Origin of the sequence: Mycobacterium sp. BK086, from assembly GCA_004362315.1 — a bacterium.
GTDB lineage: Bacteria > Actinomycetota > Actinomycetes > Mycobacteriales > Mycobacteriaceae > Mycobacterium.
This window is the reverse complement of record SNWL01000004.1, coordinates 1,012,638-1,033,415: the sequence shown is the minus strand read 5'-3', so window position 1 is coordinate 1,033,415 and position 20,778 is coordinate 1,012,638. Positions and strand designations below refer to the sequence as shown.

Annotated in this window: 24 protein-coding genes and 1 tRNA gene; 14 read left to right on the top strand and 11 right to left on the bottom strand. The window is 65.2% G+C overall.

What is annotated here, in order from left to right; genetic code table 11:
* Position 1: 1 nt before the first annotated feature.
* The 6 genes from EV580_RS15715 to pknB are packed head-to-tail and all read left to right on the top strand — an operon-like array spanning position 2 to position 8,069.
* Positions 2 to 469 (top strand): FHA domain-containing protein FhaB/FipA, encoded by a 468-nt coding sequence (locus EV580_RS15715; protein ID WP_133692073.1) that lies wholly within the window; start codon positions 2 to 4, stop codon positions 467 to 469.
* Positions 466 to 2,055, top strand: a complete 1,590-nt coding sequence (locus EV580_RS15710) for a PP2C family protein-serine/threonine phosphatase (RefSeq protein ID WP_133692072.1) — start codon at positions 466 to 468, stop codon at positions 2,053 to 2,055. Before EV580_RS15715 ends, EV580_RS15710 begins: the two co-directional genes overlap by 4 nt.
* Positions 2,052 to 3,455 (top strand): FtsW/RodA/SpoVE family cell cycle protein, encoded by a 1,404-nt coding sequence (locus EV580_RS15705; RefSeq protein ID WP_133692071.1) that lies wholly within the window; start codon positions 2,052 to 2,054, stop codon positions 3,453 to 3,455. The genes EV580_RS15710 and EV580_RS15705 overlap by 4 nt, the downstream gene beginning before the upstream one ends.
* Positions 3,452 to 4,927 carry a D,D-transpeptidase PbpA gene (gene pbpA / locus EV580_RS15700; protein ID WP_133692070.1) on the top strand — a complete coding sequence of 492 codons (1,476 nt, stop codon included), beginning with the start codon at positions 3,452 to 3,454 and terminating at the stop codon, positions 4,925 to 4,927. Before EV580_RS15705 ends, pbpA begins: the two co-directional genes overlap by 4 nt.
* The gene (locus EV580_RS15695; RefSeq protein WP_133692069.1) at positions 4,924 to 6,195 is read left to right on the top strand and encodes a serine/threonine-protein kinase; all 1,272 of its coding nucleotides are present in this window, start codon (positions 4,924 to 4,926) and stop codon (positions 6,193 to 6,195) included. Before pbpA ends, EV580_RS15695 begins: the two co-directional genes overlap by 4 nt.
* Positions 6,192 to 8,069 (top strand): Stk1 family PASTA domain-containing Ser/Thr kinase, encoded by a 1,878-nt coding sequence (gene pknB, locus EV580_RS15690; protein WP_133692068.1) that lies wholly within the window; start codon positions 6,192 to 6,194, stop codon positions 8,067 to 8,069. The genes EV580_RS15695 and pknB overlap by 4 nt, the downstream gene beginning before the upstream one ends.
* Here the strand turns inward: pknB and EV580_RS15685 are convergent.
* Together EV580_RS15685 and EV580_RS15680 are read right to left on the bottom strand one after the other, a co-directional pair.
* Positions 8,053 to 8,736 carry an aminodeoxychorismate/anthranilate synthase component II gene (locus tag EV580_RS15685; protein WP_133692067.1) on the bottom strand — a complete coding sequence of 228 codons (684 nt, stop codon included), beginning with the start codon at positions 8,734 to 8,736 and terminating at the stop codon, positions 8,053 to 8,055. The genes pknB and EV580_RS15685 overlap by 17 nt on opposite strands.
* Before the next feature lie 27 nt (positions 8,737 to 8,763).
* A complete protein-coding gene (locus EV580_RS15680) occupies positions 8,764 to 9,555 on the bottom strand; it encodes a DUF881 domain-containing protein (RefSeq protein ID WP_133692066.1) in 792 nt (263 codons plus the stop codon).
* A 49-nt stretch (positions 9,556 to 9,604) separates the two neighbouring features.
* On the opposite strand from EV580_RS15680, the gene crgA reads away from it, so the two are divergent.
* Together crgA and EV580_RS15670 are read left to right on the top strand one after the other, a co-directional pair.
* Entirely contained in the window at positions 9,605 to 9,886 is a 282-nt protein-coding gene (crgA, locus tag EV580_RS15675) for a cell division protein CrgA (protein ID WP_133692065.1), read from the top strand.
* 155 nt (positions 9,887 to 10,041) lie between these two features.
* On the top strand, positions 10,042 to 10,458 hold the full coding sequence (locus tag EV580_RS15670) for a PH domain-containing protein (protein ID WP_133692064.1): 417 nt from the start codon (positions 10,042 to 10,044) through the stop codon (positions 10,456 to 10,458).
* Between the two features lie 67 nt (positions 10,459 to 10,525).
* Here the strand turns inward: EV580_RS15670 and EV580_RS15665 are convergent, their stop codons facing one another.
* Positions 10,526 to 11,071: a peptidylprolyl isomerase gene (locus EV580_RS15665; RefSeq protein ID WP_036421874.1), complete on the bottom strand. Its 546-nt coding sequence runs from the start codon at positions 11,069 to 11,071 to the stop codon at positions 10,526 to 10,528.
* A gap of 90 nt (positions 11,072 to 11,161) precedes the next feature.
* Here EV580_RS15665 and cwsA point away from each other — a divergent pair, with 90 nt between their 5' ends.
* Positions 11,162 to 11,569 carry a cell wall synthesis protein CwsA gene (cwsA, locus tag EV580_RS15660; RefSeq protein ID WP_133692063.1) on the top strand — a complete coding sequence of 136 codons (408 nt, stop codon included), beginning with the start codon at positions 11,162 to 11,164 and terminating at the stop codon, positions 11,567 to 11,569.
* A gap of 369 nt (positions 11,570 to 11,938) precedes the next feature.
* On the opposite strand, the gene EV580_RS33755 is transcribed toward cwsA, so the two are convergent.
* Together EV580_RS33755 and EV580_RS15655 are read right to left on the bottom strand one after the other, a co-directional pair.
* Positions 11,939 to 12,010 (bottom strand) — tRNA-Ala (locus EV580_RS33755).
* Positions 12,011 to 12,101: 91 nt separating this feature from the next.
* On the bottom strand, positions 12,102 to 12,962 hold the full coding sequence (locus tag EV580_RS15655; protein ID WP_133692062.1) for a DNA-processing protein DprA: 861 nt from the start codon (positions 12,960 to 12,962) through the stop codon (positions 12,102 to 12,104).
* A 142-nt stretch (positions 12,963 to 13,104) separates the two neighbouring features.
* Between EV580_RS15655 and EV580_RS15650 the strand changes: the two genes are divergently transcribed.
* Positions 13,105 to 13,926, top strand: a complete 822-nt coding sequence (locus EV580_RS15650; RefSeq protein ID WP_133692061.1) for a ComF family protein — start codon at positions 13,105 to 13,107, stop codon at positions 13,924 to 13,926.
* Here EV580_RS15650 and EV580_RS15645 read toward each other — a convergent pair.
* Entirely contained in the window at positions 13,923 to 14,174 is a 252-nt protein-coding gene (locus EV580_RS15645) for a hypothetical protein (protein ID WP_133692060.1), read from the bottom strand. The two genes, EV580_RS15650 and EV580_RS15645, sit on opposite strands and share 4 nt — an antisense overlap.
* A 155-nt stretch (positions 14,175 to 14,329) precedes the next feature.
* On the opposite strand from EV580_RS15645, the gene EV580_RS15640 reads away from it, so the two are divergent.
* Both EV580_RS15640 and EV580_RS15635 read left to right on the top strand, forming a co-directional pair.
* Positions 14,330 to 14,659 (top strand): hypothetical protein, encoded by a 330-nt coding sequence (locus EV580_RS15640; RefSeq protein ID WP_133692059.1) that lies wholly within the window; start codon positions 14,330 to 14,332, stop codon positions 14,657 to 14,659.
* A 295-nt stretch (positions 14,660 to 14,954) separates the two neighbouring features.
* Complete coding sequence (locus EV580_RS15635) at positions 14,955 to 16,001, top strand: virulence RhuM family protein (RefSeq protein ID WP_133692058.1); 1,047 nt, start codon at positions 14,955 to 14,957, stop codon at positions 15,999 to 16,001.
* 370 nt (positions 16,002 to 16,371) lie between these two features.
* Here the strand turns inward: EV580_RS15635 and EV580_RS15630 are convergent, their stop codons facing one another.
* Positions 16,372 to 16,683 (bottom strand): hypothetical protein, encoded by a 312-nt coding sequence (locus EV580_RS15630; RefSeq protein ID WP_133692057.1) that lies wholly within the window; start codon positions 16,681 to 16,683, stop codon positions 16,372 to 16,374.
* A 180-nt stretch (positions 16,684 to 16,863) separates the two neighbouring features.
* Positions 16,864 to 17,166 carry a hypothetical protein gene (locus EV580_RS15625; RefSeq protein WP_133692056.1) on the bottom strand — a complete coding sequence of 101 codons (303 nt, stop codon included), beginning with the start codon at positions 17,164 to 17,166 and terminating at the stop codon, positions 16,864 to 16,866.
* A 358-nt stretch (positions 17,167 to 17,524) separates the two neighbouring features.
* On the opposite strand from EV580_RS15625, the gene EV580_RS15620 reads away from it, so the two are divergent.
* Positions 17,525 to 17,731 (top strand): helix-turn-helix domain-containing protein, encoded by a 207-nt coding sequence (locus EV580_RS15620; protein WP_133692055.1) that lies wholly within the window; start codon positions 17,525 to 17,527, stop codon positions 17,729 to 17,731.
* A gap of 7 nt (positions 17,732 to 17,738) precedes the next feature.
* On the opposite strand, the gene EV580_RS15615 is transcribed toward EV580_RS15620, so the two are convergent.
* The 3 genes from EV580_RS15615 to EV580_RS15605 form a co-directional block, all read right to left on the bottom strand.
* A complete protein-coding gene (locus EV580_RS15615; protein WP_133692054.1) occupies positions 17,739 to 18,815 on the bottom strand; it encodes a hypothetical protein in 1,077 nt (358 codons plus the stop codon).
* Positions 18,816 to 19,233: 418 nt separating this feature from the next.
* Positions 19,234 to 19,731 carry a hypothetical protein gene (locus tag EV580_RS15610; RefSeq protein ID WP_133692053.1) on the bottom strand — a complete coding sequence of 166 codons (498 nt, stop codon included), beginning with the start codon at positions 19,729 to 19,731 and terminating at the stop codon, positions 19,234 to 19,236.
* Between the two features lie 97 nt (positions 19,732 to 19,828).
* Positions 19,829 to 20,143, bottom strand: a complete 315-nt coding sequence (locus EV580_RS15605) for a hypothetical protein (RefSeq protein WP_133692052.1) — start codon at positions 20,141 to 20,143, stop codon at positions 19,829 to 19,831.
* A gap of 332 nt (positions 20,144 to 20,475) precedes the next feature.
* On the opposite strand from EV580_RS15605, the gene EV580_RS15600 reads away from it, so the two are divergent.
* The gene (locus EV580_RS15600) at positions 20,476 to 20,700 is read left to right on the top strand and encodes a hypothetical protein (protein ID WP_133692051.1); all 225 of its coding nucleotides are present in this window, start codon (positions 20,476 to 20,478) and stop codon (positions 20,698 to 20,700) included.
* The last annotated feature ends 78 nt before the right edge of the window (positions 20,701 to 20,778 follow it).

Here is a 20,778-nt window from a genome sequence, read left to right as displayed (position 1 = left end):
GATGCAGGGACTAGTACTGCAGCTGACGCGCGCCGGCTTCCTGCTGTTGCTGTGGCTGTTCATCTGGTCGGTGCTGCGCATTCTGCGCAACGACATCTATGCGCCCACCGGTGCGGTGATGGTGCGCCGGGGCCTGGCCCTGCGCGGCACGCTGCTGCCGTCGCGTCAGCAGCGCTCCGCCGCTCGCTATCTGGTGGTGACCGACGGAGCCCTGGCCGGCACCCGGATCACGCTGGGCACCCAGCCGGTGCTGATCGGCCGCGCGGATGACTCGACGCTGGTGCTGACCGACGATTACTCCTCCACCCGGCACGCCCGGCTGTCGCAGCGCGGTTCCGACTGGTACGTGGAAGACCTAGGATCGACCAACGGCACATACCTCGACAGGGCGAAGGTGACAACGGCAGTACGCGTTCCGATCGGCACGCCGATTCACATCGGCAAGACGGTAATCGAGCTGCGCCCGTGACCCTCGTCCTCCGCTATGCCGCCCGCAGCGACCGCGGCCTGGTGCGCGCCAACAACGAAGACTCCGTCTACGCCGGCGCGCGGCTGCTCGCTCTCGCCGACGGTATGGGCGGGCACGCCGCCGGTGAGGTGGCCTCCCAGCTCGTCATCGCCGCGCTGGCCCACCTCGATGACGACGAACCCGGCGGCGATCTGCTGAGCAAGCTCGACGGGGCGGTCCGCGAAGGCAACTCCGCGATCGCCGCGCACGTCGAACTCGAGCCCGAACTCGAGGGCATGGGCACCACCCTGACCGCAATCCTGTTCGCGGGCAACCGACTTGGGCTCGTCCATATCGGCGACTCCCGTGGCTACCTGTTGCGCGACGGGGAGCTGGCACAGATCACGAAGGACGACACCTTTGTGCAGACCCTCGTCGACGAGGGCCGCATCACCGCCGAGGAGGCGCACAGCCACCCGCAACGCTCGCTGATCATGCGGGCGCTGACCGGCCACGAGGTCGAGCCGACGCTGATCATGCGGGAAGCCAAAGAGGGCGACCGCTATCTGCTGTGCTCCGACGGTCTGTCCGATCCGGTCAGCCAGGAGACCATCCTGGAGGCCCTGCAGATCCCCGACGTCGCCGAGAGTGCCGACCGGCTGATCGAGCTGGCGCTGCGTGGCGGCGGTCCGGACAACGTGACCGTCGTGGTCGCCGACGTCGTGGACCACGATTACGGCGGGCAGACCCAGCCGATCCTCGCCGGTGCTGTCTCCGGGGACGACGACAACGCCGCGCCGCCGAACACCGCCGCCGGCCGCGCCTCGGCCATCACGGCACGCCCCCCGGCCGCCAAGCGGGTGGTGGCCGAACCCGAACCGCCGCCCAAGCCACGCTCGCGGCGGCGGATGATCATCGCCGCCGCGGTCATCCTGCTGCTGGCCTTGGCCGGCCTCGCCGTGGGCCGCCAGATCATCCGCAGTAACTATTACGTCAGCGCCCACGACGGCACGGTCGCGATCATGCGCGGTATCGAGGGGTCGATCCTGACCTTCCCGCTGCAGGAGCCCTATCTGTTGGGCTGTCTCAACGACCGCAACGAGCTGTCCCAGATCAGCTACGGCCAGCCCACCGATTCGCTGGGCTGCCAGCTCATGCGGCTGCAGGACCTGCGCCCCTCCGAGCGCGCGCAGGTCTCGGCCGGGCTTCCGGCAGGCAGCCTCGACGATGCGATCGGTCAGCTGCGCGAACTCGCGCACAGTTCACTGCTGCCGCCGTGCGCACCGCCGCCGACGAGCACACCCACCACCACCCCGGCACCCCCGCCAACCCCGACCCCGGCTCCGAGCGCATCTCCCGCGCCGGGGCCGTCGCCGACCTCGGCCCCAACGCCGGCCCCCATCTCATCCCCGCCGCCGGCGCCCACGTCGACCCCGCCGCTCGTGAGTGCCAGACCTTCACTGGGACCTGCCCCGACGCCGAGTGAAAGTGACACCGCCACAACCGGTTCCGTCGCACCGGCACCCCCGACGAGCCCCGCGCCGACGGTGACGCAATTGCCCGCAGCGCCGCAGAAGCCGGGCACCGACTGCCGGGCGGCGGCATGAGCACCCAACCGCAAGCTCCGGTCACGCTGGCTCCGGTCATGCCGACCCGCCGCAATTCCGAGCTGCTGTTGCTGTGCTTCGCCACGCTGATCACCGTCGTCGCGCTGCTGATCGTCGAGGCCAACCAAGAGCAGGGCATCAGCTGGGACCTGGCCAGCTCCACACTGGCGTACCTCACCTTGTTCGTCTGCGCGCACCTGGCCATCCGGCGCTTCGCGCCCTATGCCGACCCGGTGCTGCTGCCGGTCGTCGCGCTGCTGAACGGCCTTGGCCTGGTGATGATCCACCGCCTCGACCTGATCGGCGGCGCATTGACCACCCAGCGCGGTCCCAGCGAGGAACAGCAGATGCTGTGGACCCTCGTCGGTGTCGTCGGCTTCTCACTCGTGGTCGTGTTCCTCAAGGACCACCGCATCCTGGCCCGCTACGGATACACCTTCGGACTGATCGGCCTTGTGCTGCTTGCCATTCCGGCTGTCCTGCCCGCGCACTTCTCCGAGACCAACGGCGCCAAGATCTGGATTCGCTTCCCGGGCTTCAGTATTCAGCCCGCCGAGTTCTCCAAGATTCTGCTGCTGATCTTCTTCGCTGCCGTGCTGGTGGCCAAGCGCGATGTGTTCACCAGCGCGGGCAAGCACATCCTGGGCACCGATCTGCCGCGGCCGCGCGACCTGGCACCGCTGCTGGCCGCCTGGATCGTCTCGGTCGGCGTCATGGTCTTCGAGAAAGACCTGGGCACCTCGCTGCTGCTGTACGCCTCGTTCCTGGTGATGGTTTACATCGCCACCGAGCGGTTCAGCTGGGTGGTGATCGGTCTGAGCCTGTTCGCCGCCGGCAGCGTGGTGGCCTACTACTTGTTCGGCCATGTGCGGGTGCGGGTGCAGACCTGGCTCGACCCGTTCGGCGATCCCGAGGGTGCCGGCTATCAAATGGTCCAGTCGCAGTTCAGCTTTGCTACCGGCGGCATCTTCGGCACGGGTCTTGGCAACGGCCAGCCGGGCACCGTGCCCGCCGCCTCCACCGACTTCATCACCGCCGCGATCGGTGAGGAGCTGGGCCTGGTCGGGCTGGCCGGTGTGCTGATGCTGTACACGATCGTGATCGTGCGGGGGCTGCGCACCGCGATCGCGGTGCGGGACAGCTTCGGCAAGCTGCTGGCCGCCGGGCTGGCCTCGACGCTGGCGATCCAGCTGTTCATCGTCGTCGGCGGCGTCACCGGACTGATCCCGCTGACCGGGCTGACCACCCCGTGGATGTCCTACGGCGGCTCGTCACTGGTCGCCAACTATGTGCTGCTGGCCATCCTGGTCAAGATCTCGCATGCCGCCCGGCGCCCGATCATCACCAACCCGCACACGTCCATCGCGGCCTCCAGTACCGAGGTGATCGAGCGGGTATGAACACCTCACTGCGCCGCATATCGGTGATGATCATGGCGCTGATCGTGCTGCTGTTGCTCAATGCGACGGTCACCCAGGTCTTCAAGGCGGACGGCCTGCGCGCCGATCCGCGCAACCAGCGGGTGCTGCTCGACGAATACTCCCGCCAGCGCGGCCAGATCACCGCGGGCGGGCAGCTGCTTGCCTACTCGGTATCCACCAACGGGCACTACCGATTCCTGCGCGTGTACCCGAATCCCTATGTGTACGCACCGATTACGGGCTTCTACTCACTGCGCTACTCGAGCACCGGGCTGGAGCGTGCCGAGGACGGCATCCTCAACGGCTCGGATCAACGGCTCTTCGGGCGCCGGCTGGCCGACTTCTTCACCGGCCGCGACCCGCGCGGCGGCAACGTCGACACCACGATCGTCCCGCGCATTCAGCAGGCGGCCTGGGAGGCGATGCAGCAGGGCTGCACCGGCGGTTGCCGCGGCTCCGTGGTGGCGCTGGAACCGTCGACCGGCAAGGTCCTGGCGATGGTGTCCTCCCCGTCCTACGACCCCAACCTGCTGGCCACCCACGACACCGAGGAACAGGGCACGGCGTGGCAGCAGCTGCGCGACGACCCCGCCTCGCCACTGACCAACCGGGCGATCGCCGAGACGTTCCCGCCTGGGTCCACGTTCAAGGTGATCACCACCGCGGCGGCACTGCAGGCCGGGATGAGCGATACCGATCAGCTCACCAGCTCACCGCAGATCCAGCTGCCCAACAGCACGGCCACCTTGGAGAACTACGGCGGTACGCCGTGCGGCAGCGGCCCGACCGCCTCGCTGCGGGAGGCCTTCGCCCGATCCTGCAATACAGCTTTCGTCGAACTGGGTATCCGAGTGGGTGCCGACGCCCTGCGCAGCGCCGCGCAGGCGTTCGGGTTCGACAGCCCGCCAGCGCCGATTCCGCTGGAAGTGGCGGAGTCGACGATCGGCCCGATGTCCGACGCCGCCGCGCTGGGTATGTCGAGCATGGGTCAGAAAGACGTGGCGGTGACACCCTTGCAGAACGCGTTGGTAGCGGCGACGATCGCCAACTCCGGTGTGATGATGCAGCCGTATCTGGTGGACAGCCTCAAGGGACCGGACTTGTCCAACATCGCTACCGCGGCTCCGCAGGAGCAGCGCCGCGCCGTCTCGCAGCAGGTCGCGGCTAAGCTAACAGATTTGATGATCGGCGCCGAGCAGATGACCCAGCAGAAAGGGGCGATTCCCGGCGTGCAGATCGCATCCAAGACGGGTACCGCAGAGCACGGTACCGACCCACGAAACACTCCTCCACATGCCTGGTACATCGCATTCGCGCCCGCACAGAGCCCCAAGGTGGCGGTGTCGGTGCTGATCGAGAACGGCGGCGACCGGCTCTCGGCGACCGGCGGTGCGCTGGCCGCGCCAGTCGGGCGAGCAACCATCGCCGCTGCGCTACAGGGGGCCGCATGAGTCCCCGCGTAGGAGTGACGCTGTCGGGCCGCTATCGCCTGCAGCGCCTGATCGCCACCGGCGGTATGGGCCAGGTGTGGGAGGCCGTCGACAGCCGGCTGGGACGCCGGGTCGCGGTCAAGGTACTCAAGCAGGAATTCACGTCCGACCCCGAGTTCGTCGAACGGTTCCGGGCCGAGGCGCGCACGGTCGCCATGCTCAACCACCCCGGCATCGCCGCGGTGCACGACTACGGCGAGACCGACATGGACGGCGAGGGCCGCACTGCGTACCTGGTGATGGAACTCATCAACGGTGAACCGCTGAACTCGGTGATCAAACGCACCGGCCGACTGTCGCTGCGCCATGCGCTGGACATGCTGGAGCAGACCGGCCGCGCCCTTCAGGTCGCGCACGCCGCCGGCCTGGTGCACCGCGACGTCAAGCCCGGCAACATCCTCATCACGCCGACCGGCCAGGTGAAGCTCACCGACTTCGGTATCGCCAAGGCCGTCGACGCCGCCCCGGTCACCCAGACCGGCATGGTGATGGGCACCGCGCAGTACATCGCCCCCGAACAGGCCCTCGGCCACGATGCCACCGCGGCCAGTGACGTGTACTCGCTGGGAGTCGTTGGCTACGAAGCGGTTTCGGGCAAGCGCCCGTTCATCGGTGATGGCGCGCTGACGGTCGCGATGAAGCACATCAAGGAGACGCCGGCACCGCTGCCCGCCGATCTGCCGCCCAACGTGCGCGAGCTGATCGAGATCACCCTGGTGAAGAACCCGGGCATGCGCTACCGCAACGGCGGACAGTTCGCCGACGCCACGGCCGCGGTGCGCGCCGGACGCCGGCCCCCGCGGCCCAACTCGGCACCGACCATCCGCGCCACCCCGGCGTCGATTCCCGGCAGCTCGCCCCGCATGCCTGCCGCGCCCGCGACCGGCACGCGCCCTCGCGCCAACACCGGCAGCCACCGCCCACCGGCCCCGCGGCGCACGTTCTCCTCGGGTCAGCGGGCTCTGCTCTGGGCCGCGGGTGTGCTGGGTGCACTGGCGATCATCAGCGCCATCCTGATCGTGCTGGCCGACCGCGACCGCAAGGACAACAAGCCGGTGGAGCAGACCGTCACCGATACGGTCACCCCGACGGCCGCCCCGAGCGGTTGGACGGAAGGCCCGGTCACGGGTAATTCTGGAGGGCAGATCGGGCCAATCCGATTCACCGCTGCCAGTGTGGCTATAGCTGCTCTGTGCGAACCGGATCGACACGACGAGAAACCGCGATGACCACCCCACAGCATCTGTCGGACCGCTACGAGCTGGGCGAGATCCTCGGCTTCGGTGGCATGTCCGAGGTACATCTGGCGCGCGACACCCGGCTGCACCGGGACGTGGCGGTCAAGGTGCTGCGCGCCGACCTGGCCCGCGATCCCAGCTTCTATCTGCGGTTCCGCCGCGAAGCGCAGAACGCCGCCGCGCTGAACCATCCCGCGATTGTCGCGGTCTATGACACCGGTGAGGCCGAGACGCCGAACGGGCCGCTGCCCTACATCGTCATGGAGTACGTCGACGGCGTCACGCTGCGCGACATCGTGCACACCGATGGCCCGATGCCCTACAAGCGGGCCATCGAGGTGATCGCCGACGCCTGCCAGGCACTGAACTTTAGCCACCAGCACGGCATCATCCACCGCGATGTCAAACCGGCGAACATCATGATCTCCAAGGCCGGCGCGGTGAAGGTGATGGACTTCGGCATCGCCCGCGCCCTGGCCGACGCCAACAACGTCACACAGACCGCGGCCGTGATCGGCACCGCGCAATATCTTTCCCCTGAGCAGGCGCGCGGCGAGAAGGTCGACGCCCGCTCCGACGTCTACTCGCTGGGCTGCGTGCTCTACGAAATCCTGACCGGAGAGCCGCCGTTCGTCGGCGATTCGCCGGTGGCGGTGGCCTACCAGCATGTCCGCGAGGATCCGGTGGCACCGTCGCAGAAGCATTCGGGCATTTCTCCCGAGCTGGATGCCGTCGTGCTCAAGGCGCTGGCCAAGAATCCGGACAACCGCTACCAGACCGCCGCCGAGATGCGCACGGATCTGGTGCGCGTGCACAACGGGGAATCGCCCGAGGCGCCCAAGGTGTTCAGCGCCGCCGAGCGGACGTCCATGCTCAACGCGCCGGCGGTCCCCTCCCGGGGTGACGACACCGACGAGATCCCGCGGTCAGCGGCCTTTGTGGAGAACGATCGCGCCGCCGGGGGATCGATCGGGCGCTGGCTGATCGTGGTCGCGATCCTGGCCATCCTGACCGTCGTCGTGACGATCGGCATCAACATGGTCAGCGGAAGCCCCCGCGATGTTCAGATTCCCGACGTGCGCGGCCAGTCATCGGCCGACGCGATCGCGGCTTTGCAGAACAAGGGCTTCAAGATCCACACCGAGACCAAGCAGGACAACACCGTTCTGCCGGAAAAAGTCATTGACACCGATCCGCCGGCGGGCTCGATGGCCAGCGCCGGTGACGATATCGCGATCAACGTGTCGATCGGCCCGAAGCAGGTAGAGGTCCCCGACTGCACGACGATGTCTGCCGCTGACTGCACGCAGAAGCTCAAGGATGCCGGGTTCACCAAGTTCAAGCCGACTAACTCGCCGTCGACCCCGGACCAGAAGGACAAAGTTCTGTCCACTGTTCCACCGGCCAACCAGCTCTCGGCGATCACCAACGAGATCACGATCGTCGTCGGCAACGGTCCACAGAACGCCGAGGTTCCGGTGGTCGCCGGGCAGAACACCGACGTGGCCAAGCAGATTCTCACCGCGTCGGGCTTCCTGAACACCGTGCCGGTACCCACTGACAGCTCCGAGCCGGCCGGCAACGTGGTCGGGACCGATCCGGCCAACGGACAGACCGTGCCTCAGGACACCCCGATCCAGATCAAGGTGTCCAAGGGCAATCAGTTCGTCATGCCCAACCTCGTCGGGCAATTCTGGACCGACGCCCAGCAACGGCTGGCAGCACTGGGGTGGACCGGGATTCTCGACAAAGGCGCCGACGTCCAGAACAGCGGTCAGCGCTCCAACGCCGTCGTGACCCAAAGCCCCCCGGCGGGCACCGGGGTGAACTTCAACGCGACGATCACCCTCAGCTTCGCGTCGTAAGGGCGGGCTCACCGCCGCCGAGCGCGTGCCGCACGGTGTCGGCAACCTCCTGCTCGAGGCGGCGCACCAGCGTCTCCTCCGGGGCCTGCCCGCAGTAGCCGAGCCAGTTGGCCAACATCCGGTGGCCGCCCTCGGTCAGGATCGACTCGGGGTGGAACTGCACACCGTGGATGGGCAGCTCCACGTGGCGCACGGCCATGATCACGCCGCTCTTCGTCCGCCCGGTGACCTCCAGCTCGGCCGGGACGGTGTCGGGCAGGATGGTCAGCGAGTGGTACCGCGTCGCCGTGAAGGGATTCGAAAGTCCTTGCAGCACACCTTCATTGGTGTGATAGACGGTGCTGGTCTTGCCGTGCAGGAGCTCGGGCGCCCGATCGACCGTTCCCCCGAATGCCACGCCGATCGCCTGGTGTCCCAGGCACACGCCGAGCAGCGGGGTGGCCGCGGCAGCGCAGGCGCGCACCAGCGGGATCGACGCGCCGGCCCGTTCCGGGGTACCGGGCCCCGGGCTCAGCAGCACTCCGTCGAATTCGGCGGCGACGGCGGCCTCGTCAGCCAGGCGGGCGTCGTCGTTACGCCAGACCTGCGCGTCCACACCGAGCTGGCCCAAATACTGGACCAGGTTGAACACGAAGCTGTCGTAATTGTCGACGACCAAGACCTGCACCCGGCCAGATTACCTGGGCGGATCCACTCAATATCCGACTGGACCGATCGGCTGGGCGTAGCGCATCCGGACCGGTCCGGTATAGCCGGCGACCGTGATGTCGTCGCGGGTCTGCTCGCTGTAGCCCAGCCCGAATCGCACGACGTACTGCTTGTAAAGGGTCACCAGGGGAGCGGCGGCCAGGGCCGCCCGCATGGCATCGGCATCGCCGATCGCGGTGATGGTGTACGGCGGGCTGTAGGTGCGCCCGTTCAGCAGCAGAGTGTTGCCGACACAGCGCGGTGCCGAGGTGCCGATGATGCGTTGGTCCTGCATCTGGATCGCCTCGGCGCCTGCGCTCCACAGCGCGTTGAGCACCGCCTGGATGTCCTGCTGATGGACCACCAGATCGTCGGGGGACGCGTCGCGGGGGAAGCGCCCGTTGGCGTCGCGCTGGGCGTCGGACAGCGTGACGATCAGCCCGGCGCCATGCACCGGATCCAGTCCGGCCTCACCGGCCAGTTCGTCGGCACGCGCCAGCATGGCGGCCAGCGCGGTACCCGCCGATGCCCCGTGGGTCGAGTCGACCTGCGCGGCAAGCCCGTCGCGCTGGGCGTTCAGCCGGTCGACCGAGTTCTGCGCGTCGTGGACCAGGTCGACCAGTCGCGGTGAATCGGCCCGGCGGATCTCGCTACCACCGGAAACACCGTGGGTGGCGGCCAGCAGAACACCGGCGAGCAGGCACACGATCGGGACGCCGAACCGCCACGGCGAGCGCCTGGCACCCGTCGTCGCTGGTGCCGGAGTTGTCGGGTCGCGGCGCCGCTGCGTTAATCTCATAGTCGATCTGCGCACCATCGTCGCAGAAGATCCCGGCCCGAAGGTACCCATGCCCAAGTCCAAGGTTCGCAAGAAGACCGACTTCACCGTCAAACCGGTGAGCCGCACTCCGGTCAAGGTGAAGGCCGGGCCGTCGAGCGTGTGGTTCGTCGTGCTGTTCATCAGCCTGATGCTGATCGGGCTGGCCTGGTTGCTGGTGTTCCAGCTCGCGGCCTCCGGTCTGGACGTTCCGACCGCGCTCGAGTGGATGGCCAAACTCGGCCCGTGGAACTACGCGATCGCCTTCGCATTCATGATCACCGGATTGTTGCTGACAATGCGGTGGCGTTGATCGCGGCGTACACCTTAGAGGATTCGTGCTGTGCGTTCACCGTTTTGAGGCTGGCAACCTTCTGGTCACCCAATCACACGCGTGTGATTCATCCCCATTGTTGATAGCACTTGTGGATAACTGCATCACCCACGGTAGACGCACTCGAGAGCGCCATGCAGCAAACTAGTTGGGGCCCGAAAATCGGGGCCGTCGCAGGTCTTGGCATCGCGGGTATCGTGATGGCTATCGGTTGTGTGACCGTGGTCACAGATCCCCCCGGCCGGATCCTCACCGCGATTGCTGCGGTGGGGCTACTCGGGTTCGCATTCGGATCATGGCGAGCCAGACCCAAGCTGGCTATCACCGGTGACGCGCTGGTGTACCGCGGGTGGTTTCGCGAGCTGACGCTGCGGCGTCCCGACATCACCCTGATCCGGATCACGGAGTTCCGCCGCATCGGCCGCAAGACACGGCTGCTGGAGATCGAGACGACCGCCGACAGGCTGCTCGTGCTCAGCCGATGGGACCTCGGCACCGACCCGCTGAGCGTGCTGGACGCGCTGACCGACGCGGGCTTCGCGGGTCGCTAGCGCCCGTTGAGTCAGAACTGGGAGCGAGATTCCGGCGAGGAATTTCGCTCCCAGTTCTGACTTAACGCTAGGAGATGGTGACGGACTCGATCACGACGGCGTCGTTGGGCCGATCGTTGCGATCGGTGGCCGTCGTGGCGATCGCGTCGACGACCTTCTGCGACTCCGGGTCGACGACCTCACCGAAGATGGTGTGGCGACGGTTGAGGTGCGGGGTCTTGCCGACGGTGATGAAGAACTGGGAGCCGTTGGTGCCGGGCCCGGCGTTGGCCATCGCCAGCAGGTAAGGCTTGTCGAACTGCAGCTCGGGGTGGAACTCGTCGGCGAACTTGTAGCCGGGTCCACCGCGGCCGGTGCCGGTCGGGTCACCGCCCTGGATCATGAAGCCGTCGATGACGCGGTGGAAGACCGCGCCGTCGTAGAACGGCCCGGACGTGCTGCCCGATGCGTTCTGCGTCGAGTACTCCTTGGTGCCCTGAGCCAGTCCAACGAAGTTGGCGACGGTCTTGGGGGCGTGGTTACCGAACAGCGCGATCTTGATGTCGCCGCGGTTGGTGTGCAGGGTCGCGGTCGCGGTTGCAATGGAGCTAGTCACGGGATCTGAGTCTGCCACTACCGCCGAGTGCCCCAACTCGCGGCCACCCCCCGGGTGGCTGTGGCAGTGTTGAGACCACCAATCAGCTGCCAGTGTCGGGAGACTTCGATGGGCCGCAAGACTGAAGCCAAACTCACCTCGCGCGAGCGGCTCAACCGCGGACTGCACTACACCGCAGTCGGTCCGGTGGACATCACCCGCGGCGTGGTCGGTGTCAGCGCCCATGGCGTCGAATCGGCCGCGAGCGCCATCAAGCGACGGGCCCGGGAAGCGCGCGCCGTGCGCGACGAGGTCGCCGGCGAGGCCGAGGCCGTCAAGCAGGTCGTCGCGGAGTTGCCGCACCTGCTGCAGGAGGCCCGTAAGTCGCAGCACCGCAGGCGCCGGCGGCTGTTTCTGTTCGGGTTCCTGGGGCTCGCATTGGCCGGCGGCGGGGTGGCGTTCGCCATTGCGCGTCGCTCCGCGACACCAGAGCCATCGCCGCTGCCGCCGAGCGTGGACGTGGCGCCGAAAATCTGACGCGGTAGCCGGCGCGGACGGGCAGGTTCACAAAGCTGTGAACTCGCTGAGTTCAGTTGCGTGCCAAGAGCATCAGCGAACGGTCCTCCGCCCGTTTGCGGGCGAGTCAATTTCGCGTTTGCTGAATGTTCAAATATCTAGGAAGCGGAGCGCTCATTTGGTCATGGGACGCCCTGCGCGGGGTGCACAATTTCGTCATGGGTTGGGGGATCCTGTCTCGCAGGAAAGCCAGGTGCGGGATATGCAATTGCCCGCAGACGGTGTTCGTTGGCCGGGACACATTCACGTGCCGCCAATGCAAGAAGACGCTGCCGATACGGCTGGCGATCCCGGTGGACAAGCTCACACACGCCTGACCCTGTTTGATTGTGGAGCCTAGGAGATTCGAACTCCTGACATCTGCCTTGCAAAGGCGAATCACCCTGCAGTTCGGGGGGTTCCACGTTGGCCGACGTGCCGAAATACGCGACTGTAGTTAACAGCAGTTATCTGTAACTGTGGGCAGATTGTGGTCACCGTGTGGGCGTCACGCTCACATCAGGGTTAATTGTTCGAACGATTTACCCCTGTCGAGGTAATCGAGCGCGGCTTCGAGATGCTGCCGGCTACGAATGACCTTCGCGCCGTTGGCTATCAAGAGCTTGTTGCCGGGGGCTGCGTCGAACAGCTGCAGTGCTAGCACTAGCTGGTTCCGTTGCAACGCATATTCGCCGGCGGCCAGTGTGCCACCCTTCTCGCCTGCTTCTACGACGACGAGTGCCCGACTCAACTCCGAGATAACCGCATTACGAGTCATCGCACCCGATGCAAACCACTTTTGGTCTGGTGCGAACTGCGATACGACCAGCGCACGCGCGGGGTCCCACAAGTCACTGAACTCGCCGCGCCGGACTCTGAAGTGGTTGATCCCTTCGGCGAGCACGATGACAGTCGTGCCCCCGGCTGCGAGGGCAGCTGAATGTGCAGCGAGGTCGACCCCTTTCGCGTAGCCAGACACCACGCAGTAGCCGCGCCTGGCGGCTGCGTCAGAGCATGCATGCGCCGCACGCAGCCCCTCGGCACTCGCCTGACGTGAACCGCACACGCCTATTGCGCGCCGCCTAAGCAGCTCGATGGGACCTTTGGAGAAGACCGCTGCGGGGGCCTGCCTGGATGCAGCCAAGGCGTCCGGGTAGTTCTCCTGACCAAGGAGGACCGCGTCGACCCCGCTGTCGAAAAGTTCCTCAGCTTGATCCTCGACAAGCTGGCGCTCTGCGGGCTGTAGCACATCAACAACTTGTTCGAATGCGCGGAGGCCGCCAGTTCTAGCTTTCGCAGAGATAGTCCTTTGTCCCCCGCCGAACTTTGTGGCCGCAATCGCGTACTGAAGCCGCATAAGCGAGTCGGTGCCCATCGCTCACCTCCTTGGCACGCGGGCGAGAGTCTACGTCCTATTCGAACATACTTTCGAGTACCGACAAATCCGCGTGTCGGGACTGAGGTATGCCGGGCTCCCGAGCGACGATATAGGACGACAAACCCACCTAGCAGGCTTCATGGTCATCAGAGACTTATCCCAGAGCGGCCCCACCAACGGCGGTGGTGCATATGTCACCGAGTACCGCCACGAACCGGGATCAACCGGTGGACACGTACTGCACGTTGTCGGGCCGCAGGGCGCCATCGACCAGGTCAAGCTAACCGACTCCAGCTACACGCCTAGAAGGGCGTTTATCGATCACCATTCGCTAGACGGCGCTGGAGCTCAGCCGACCGCCGCCACATCCACCCTTCTGCAACTCCTGCAGGGCGTTGTCATTCTCCCCTGCAGGAATTCGGTCGATTACGCGATCGCACTTGATTGGTACAACAAGATCGTCGACGAACGCCTTGGCGGCCACACAGACCTTGCGGACTTGGTCCATCGTGGCAAGTACTGGTACAAGGCCGATGCCGAGAACCAGGGCAACGTCGGCAGAGCCGTCTCCGGCGAGTTAACTGAGTTCATCGCACAGCACCCTCTCCTGAAAGGCGTTGACGCGATTGGATCGGTTCCGGGTCACGACTCGCGTGTGCCGAGTTTTGGCGCGCGCGTTGCTGCGACTGTGGCCCGCGACCTCGGTAACGTTCCTGTCGTCCGCTGCGAATCGACACAGGTGTTCCGCGCGCCCGCGAAAAGTTTGGAACCTGCGCAACGCGCCGACGCGCTCCATGAGCAGTTTCATTGCCCCGTTGATGTTTCCGGTCAATACATATTGATCGTCGATGATGTGTACGGCAGCGGTGCCACGGCAGAGGAGACCGCGCGTGCTCTTCGCGCCGCCGGCGCCATCCGCGTGGCCGCCATAGCGGCCGTCAGGACAATGAAGTTTCGTTAGAACGCCCAGTCCTCGTCTTCAGGCCGAGGTACGCCGGGGGCGCGCACCTGTTCAAGCAATCTAGCCACGTTGTCTGCCGCTGTCCGGACTAGCGCGGTGTCGACGACGAGGGACGTGCCGGCAAGCTGCCCGGTGATGTTCGCGAGGTCAAGCAGGTCTTGGTCAGACCACGCCTGCGCCAGGTTTGAAATCCGGACTGCCGCCGACGTCAAGGTCGCCTGCCAGTCAGCCAGAAGGACGGCGTCCACTAGGAAAGATTCCAGTACGTCTCGGATATCCACGACGGGCTCGAACAACTGAGCTGACTCACGCATACTGATCCTAAGAATATTCTGGATACGTATTTGAAGACTACTGCCTAAATACATAGAGCCAACAAAGACGCGCCGGGATGGTGGTGGCAGTGACAGATGAGTCGGGGGTCAAACTCGACGCGAACTTGGTCGCGGCGAAGGCGATCAAAAAACCTGCCGCGCTGAGTTGGCCGCTACCGGTCGATCGACGGCTTGATCAGTTGGTCGAGATCGCCAACAGCGCAGGGGCAAACGTGCGGCGCAATGAGCTGGCCGCGGCGCTAGTCGTCGCGGCGTCAACCGACCCGGAGCAGCTGCTGCAGTTGGTTCTACAGTGGCGCAAGCGCCTGGTCCGGGACGTCGTCATCGGGGTCGACGCGGCCGCGCAAGTTCTCGATCTACCCCGGCACGGCCCGGGGCGCCGATCCGCAGCGGGCTGACGGGTAGCACCGGGCCAGATGCCGAACGAGTGTACGAAGACACCGGCCGCGACACGCCGAATGCTGTCGGTACCCACCGCTAAGCTGTCAGTTGGCGGGAAGACTGTCCCGCCCATGGAAATGCCGAGGCCCTGCCGAAGCGGACTCCAGCAGGGCTCGGGGATGTCTTGGTAGGACAATCACGAGTCTAAGCGAAACGCCGACAAATGGCAGCATCCCGGCGGAATCGTGGCTGTGGATCCGGGTCGCTCAGCGGCCTCGACACTTCCTTGTCCAACAACAGGAAGGTCGACAATTGAGCGACGCCGACGACAACAACCACAACCTGCCCACCGGGACGGGTGAGTTCATCGTGTACAAGACCACCGACGGTCACACGCAGATCCAACTGCGGGCGGTCGAGGGCACCGTCTGGCTGACGCAACGCGACATGTCCGAACTCTTCGACAAGAGTGTTTCGACGATCAGCGAACACATCAAGAACGTCTACGATGACGATGAGTGCAGGCCGGAGGCAACTTTTCGGAAATTCCGGACAGTTCAGAGCGAAGGTGGCCGTGAGGTCACGAGGTACATCGAGGCGTACAGTCTTGAGCTGATCCTGGCTGTCGGCTACCGGGTCCGTTCAGTGCGTGGTGTCCAATTCCGCCAGTGGGCGACCACGGTGTTGCGGGAATACCTCGTCAAGGGGTTCGCCATGAACGACGCCAAGCTCAAGGACCCCGCCGGCCTGGACTACTTCGACGAACTGCTCGAACGGATCCGCGACATCCGGGCATCCGAGAAGCGGTTCTACCAGAAGATCCGGGACATCTTCGCTCAAACCAGCGTGGACTACGACTCCACCAGCCCCGCCGCCACACGGTTCTTCGCGACGATCCAGAACAAGCTGCTGTATTCCGTCACCCGCCATACCGCAGCCGAACTGGTGTGTGCCCGGGCGAAGGTCGACGAGCCCAATATGGGGTTGACCACGTGGAAGGGGGCCGTTGTCCGCAAGAGCGACGTGACCATCGCGAAGAACTACCTCACAGAATCCGAGGTCGCCCAGCTCAACAGGATCACCACGATGTTCTTGGACTACGCAGATGAACGTGCTCGCCGGCGGCAGCAGGTCACGATGGACGAATGGGCCACCAAGACCGACGAGTTCCTCGCGTTCAACGAGCACGACGTGCTGACCAACAACGGCAAGATCTCGTCGGACAAGATGAAGGCCATCGCCGAGGACCGTTACGCCACTTTCGACAACAACCGCAAAGCCGCGGAACTGGAAGCGGCCGAGCGTGAGCACATCGAAGAACTGGAGTCCGTGATGAAAGACGTCGCACCGCTCAAGTAGGCAGAGTTCTTCGCCGCCAACAACGTAACTGCTGCTCAGGGTGGCGGGTGCCGCTAACAACGGTCCCGCTGCCCGTGGACAGGAGATCGCCCGCCGTCGATGTTCGCACTGGTGCTTTTGTCTCGACACCACGTTTCGCGGCCCGTTTACGGCTCGGTGCCGACGTCCTCGGCCATGCGGTGCTCGACCAACTTGAGGACCGCTCCACCGGAGGCGGCCGTGCCGCGCACCGGGCCCCCGCAGCCGGATTGATGAGACGACGGGTCACGGCGAATCCTTCAGCCAGACAGCGAAGCGGCAGACGTATCCGTTCTCGTTCCTGTTGCGCACGTGGTGCACTTCGGAAGCAGTGAGGACGTGCGGGTGCGGATCAGGAATTGCGGCCGTGCCAATCGTCGAGTTCGGCACGTTCCCGGCGCCGCTCCATCCGCGCTTCGATCTGCCGCTGATATTCAGGCTCGTCGTCCATCAACAGCCCACACAACCGAAGGCAGTCCGGGCAGGCGTCGTCTTCGTCGGTATCGAATTGCATCGAGAAGATGACGCGCACCCGCCGACCACACACGACTTCCGGTGCAGCCCAGGCGTATTCGATGAAGGCAGTTTCCTTGCTGTCTGGGTTGAATCTGATCAGCGGCAGGTGTTGCCGTTCCTGATCGGCCAGCAGCACCGCGTGCACCACGCCGTAATCGTCGGGAACCTCTGGGTATAGCCGGTGGTCCTCACTATCTCGCCGCATCTCGAACCGTTTCACCGCCGCGCGGGAATTCGGGACCTTCACAGGGGTCACCGTAAACCCCGAATCAGATATCGTCGTCGACGGCGCGGCCGAGATACCCGAACCTGAGGTAGATCCGCGCACTCACGCCGGCGGTTCGGTCGCTGACTCCGTGCCGGGTTCCAATGGTCCGCTGACGGTGTACTTGCCGAATTCGACATCGCGGCTCATCTGTCCATACTCCGCGACGGTCCTCCCCGTCCGCAGGAACGCCGGATTCACCTCGACGGCGAGCACCTCGTCCGCGGTGACTGGGTTTTCGGCGTAGTCCTTGGCCATTTCGGCGTATTCAGCGTCGGTAAATCGCTCGCGGGCCATATCGCCATGATTCCCGTCCATCGGCGGAATAGCCAAGGCATTTCGAGGCAAAGGAATCAGCTCTTCCAAGCCTGTCGGATATGCCGATGTGGGACGGTGCGCGACTATTGCCCGGGGAGGTGACCCCTTCACCTCTAGCCGCTACGTTGTCTAGGTGAGATCCCGCCGCGAGGTAGCAACGCCGTGGATGAACTCATCTGAAGCGGCCACCTACGCCCAATCCCGCGGATTCCCCACAGTCACGGCCGACACCATTCGACGCCACGCGGGAACCACAACACGCCTGCTGACCGCCTACACGGCCGGGAGGCACCGCATTCGCGTGCGCAGGGAAGACGTTGATCGCTGGCTGGAGACGCGTCCATGGAATCAGTACGGCCCGTACCGTGACGCGCCCCCGTGAGCTGAGCTGACTAGGTTTGGTTCCATGACGACATGGCTCACCAAACGGGAGGCCGGCGACTACGCCCGCGTGTCGGAGTCCACGATTACGCAAGCGGTAAAAAAGGGCGAGCTCCCCGCATACACGATGCGCTCGGGAACGCAGTACCGATTCCGGGCGGAAGACATAGACAAATGGCTGATGTCTAAACCGTGGCAACCGAAGTACTACGGTCCACACCTGCTCGACTGAGTGCGGTTCAGCTCAGGTCTTCGGGGCAGACGGATGCGAGTCTGGCGCGCGCCATCCGCTCAACGGCGGCAAAGGTCTGCGGATGAAGCGCCGGTATGACGGCCATCCCGTACCGCTTCTGCATGGCGACTTGGAGTCGTTGGTGGGTAGCCGGGATGCAAATAGTCATCGGAAAGTTGCGTTGGCAGCGGCGTAGGTCGGCGAAGGGATCGGCGTTCTTGACGATGTGGCCGTTAGCGATGCCGAACGTCGCGGCGAACGTCCACGACGGGTGCTCGACCATCAAGTTGGCCAAGACGTGGGTGCAGTAGAAGCCACTCGGGGTATAGGAAATGCCGCACATACAGGTTGGGTCGTCCGCGGTGTGAAAGCACTTGGCCTCGAACCACACTGCCCCCTTGGAGGTTCGGTTGTGTTCGATCGATCGGGCTGCCGCGATGGGATTGGAGAGCAGGCCGATGTCACCGCCGTACTTGTCGAGATGCCACACGCTCCAGCCGAACAGCTGGGGAAGCTGGTCCATGACGTGGCCGCCGTCAGGCAGTAACGGTTCTGCGCGTAGGTCGTCGAGGAACTGTGCGCTCGGGGTGTTCCGCAGATCGGTACGAATGACATCGTGGACGCCTTGCAGCGTCGCTTCGGTCACCTCCGACATCGTGACGTTGACGCCGTAGCGAGAACGCAGCTCGCCAGCGATCGAGGATCCCGGCATGACGACAATTGCCAAGATCGCGTATCTAGCTGCTCGCATGGCGGTGTCCGGCAAGATCGGATCGGGCGCGGCGTCGCCGACCGCGACTCCGAACGTCATCGCCATGCGCTCGGCCCCGAAATCATCCGTGCCCCAACGCCATCGCTCTACGGCCTCAGCAGGGTTCGAATCGAAATAGACACCGCAATCACAAATGTGCGAGAGCTCGAGCGCATCTTGGCGATGCGAGCACACCGATTCGACGATCCGGCCGCCACCTCGGACCGGGGTTCCCTTGTGGTACGGACTCAGAAGTCGCGTTGTCGCGTCGAGATGCCATAAGCGCCAGCCGAACCGCTTCGGATACTTGTCCATCACATGGCAGCGGCTCACGAGCGGGTTGACCTTCGCCCGTATGCATTCAGCCGCACGGTGTCGTCCGCCGACACGGTGACGAACGGTGCGACGCGCTCATCCCACGGCAGGCTGAATTCTGGCCCGGACCACCCGTCGGGGCCTCGCCAACGCCGGCCTGATGCGATCCAATGCGAGACGCGTACGGGCCAGCCCGCGGTGAGCGCCTCAAGCCGCAAGCGTTTGGAAGACTTCGGGTTTGGCGGCGGATCACCGTGGACGCAGTCAGCGTCACCTCGACACGTTCCGCCGGCGCCGTCGTCGTGAGAATACCGCCACCGCGGGTCACCACTCCTGGCGTACTCGGACTCGGCCCAGGGCAGCAACGACGCATAGATCCCGGGGACCGAGGCGACGAACTCGGCACCACCTTCGGCGTCGTCGACATATCGGGGCATCAGGCGTTCTCCCAGCGCACACTCGCTGCGGCCGCCGCCTTCGCTGACTTCCGCGACTGAACCGGAGGCATGTCGGTCTTCACCTGCTTGAGCAGTCGCGCGATCGACGCGTCCACCAGCCGTAGTTCGGCTGAGAACTTCAACGCCGTCTTGTCGTCGGAGCTGGTCTCATACCGGCGGCGCAAGTCGACCTTTCGGTCGATCGCCTCTGCGATCAATTCGCGCACCGCAACCTCTGCCGTCGACCACCGCAGCGGCTTGCCCAGCCTGCTAGCGTTCGACGCCAGCTCCTGATCGAGACCACTCAGGACCGCAAGCGCTTCCGCGCAGTGGCCGGCCTGAGTCGCGCGCTCGACCGTAACGTTACGGTCCGCGTTACTCTTCGCGCCCCGACGCCGATGCGCCTTCTGCTTGCACGCCGGCGTGCAGTACTTCGACCGCGGCGTCCCGAGAAACCCATCCCCGCAGGTGGAGCACTTCACGACATCGGTAGCCATCAAGACCGCCTCGAGGATTCCGGCGCGGGCGCACCGGCCGAAAAGCATCGACCCCGGGGCCCCGAAACTCTCCGATTATGCGTGCGGGGAGCATTTTTCACAGGGCGATGCGGCAGGGGCTGGGCACCCCCGGGGGGAGGGGGTGCCCCTGGCCTTGTTGCATGAAGATCGGCGCGGCGGCGGCCGCGGTGCCGTCGGCGGTGGCGGTCAGGATTGCGCCGTAGAGGCAGACGGGGCGCCAGAGTTTGCGCCAATCGGTCGCTGGTCCGATGACGGGATATAGCCCTGGCCGGCCAGGCCGAGGCGCACCAATCGCGTAGTCGCGGGCCGGAGCTCGGTCGAGGCCGATGAAGAACAGCGCGCTGACGATGAGCAGCACGATGGTGGTGGTGATGACTGCGTGTGTGTTCATGGTCGGGGACTGAATCAGAGGGGCGTGCAGACGCGGTTCGTGATGTTTGTCGGTTCCAGAGTCTGCACTGCCTCCGCGCGCGTTCACCTCTCACACCAACCCGTGTAGCAGTTGGGTGTACAATCTGTAATGCAAGCAGGAAAGCCTGCTTGTGGGCGCGCAGCCGATCTGCGTGGCCCATTGAAGTGCAGACGGGAACGTCCCGTCTGGCGCCGGCGGGATCGACCCGCCTGAAAGTGAAGGAAGTGACAAGTGTCATCACACCTGACCAGCGCGCCCGTGGCCATGGGCAGCGCCGCAAGCATTTGGCCAGATAGGAGGTGGTCGAACAAATGACCGTTTCGTCGCTCGAGTCCTTCCGGCACGGATACGAAAAGCGTGAAGAACGCCAATCCGAAGTCGTGCAGGTGAAGTTCACGCCAAGCGAGCTGGCCGAACTCGACCGCCTGCTGCACTGGATGAAGGCCAACGGGTCGAACCCGACGCGTTCCGGCATCGTCCGAGCTCTGGTCGTCGACGGTCTCACTGCTTTCCGGGAGGAAATCGGCGAGGCATAGGACCACACCGGGGCGGCCGCCCCCGATGGGATCGCGCAGCACTTCAGCTGATCGGTCTGCCGAAGCGGTTCAAGGAGG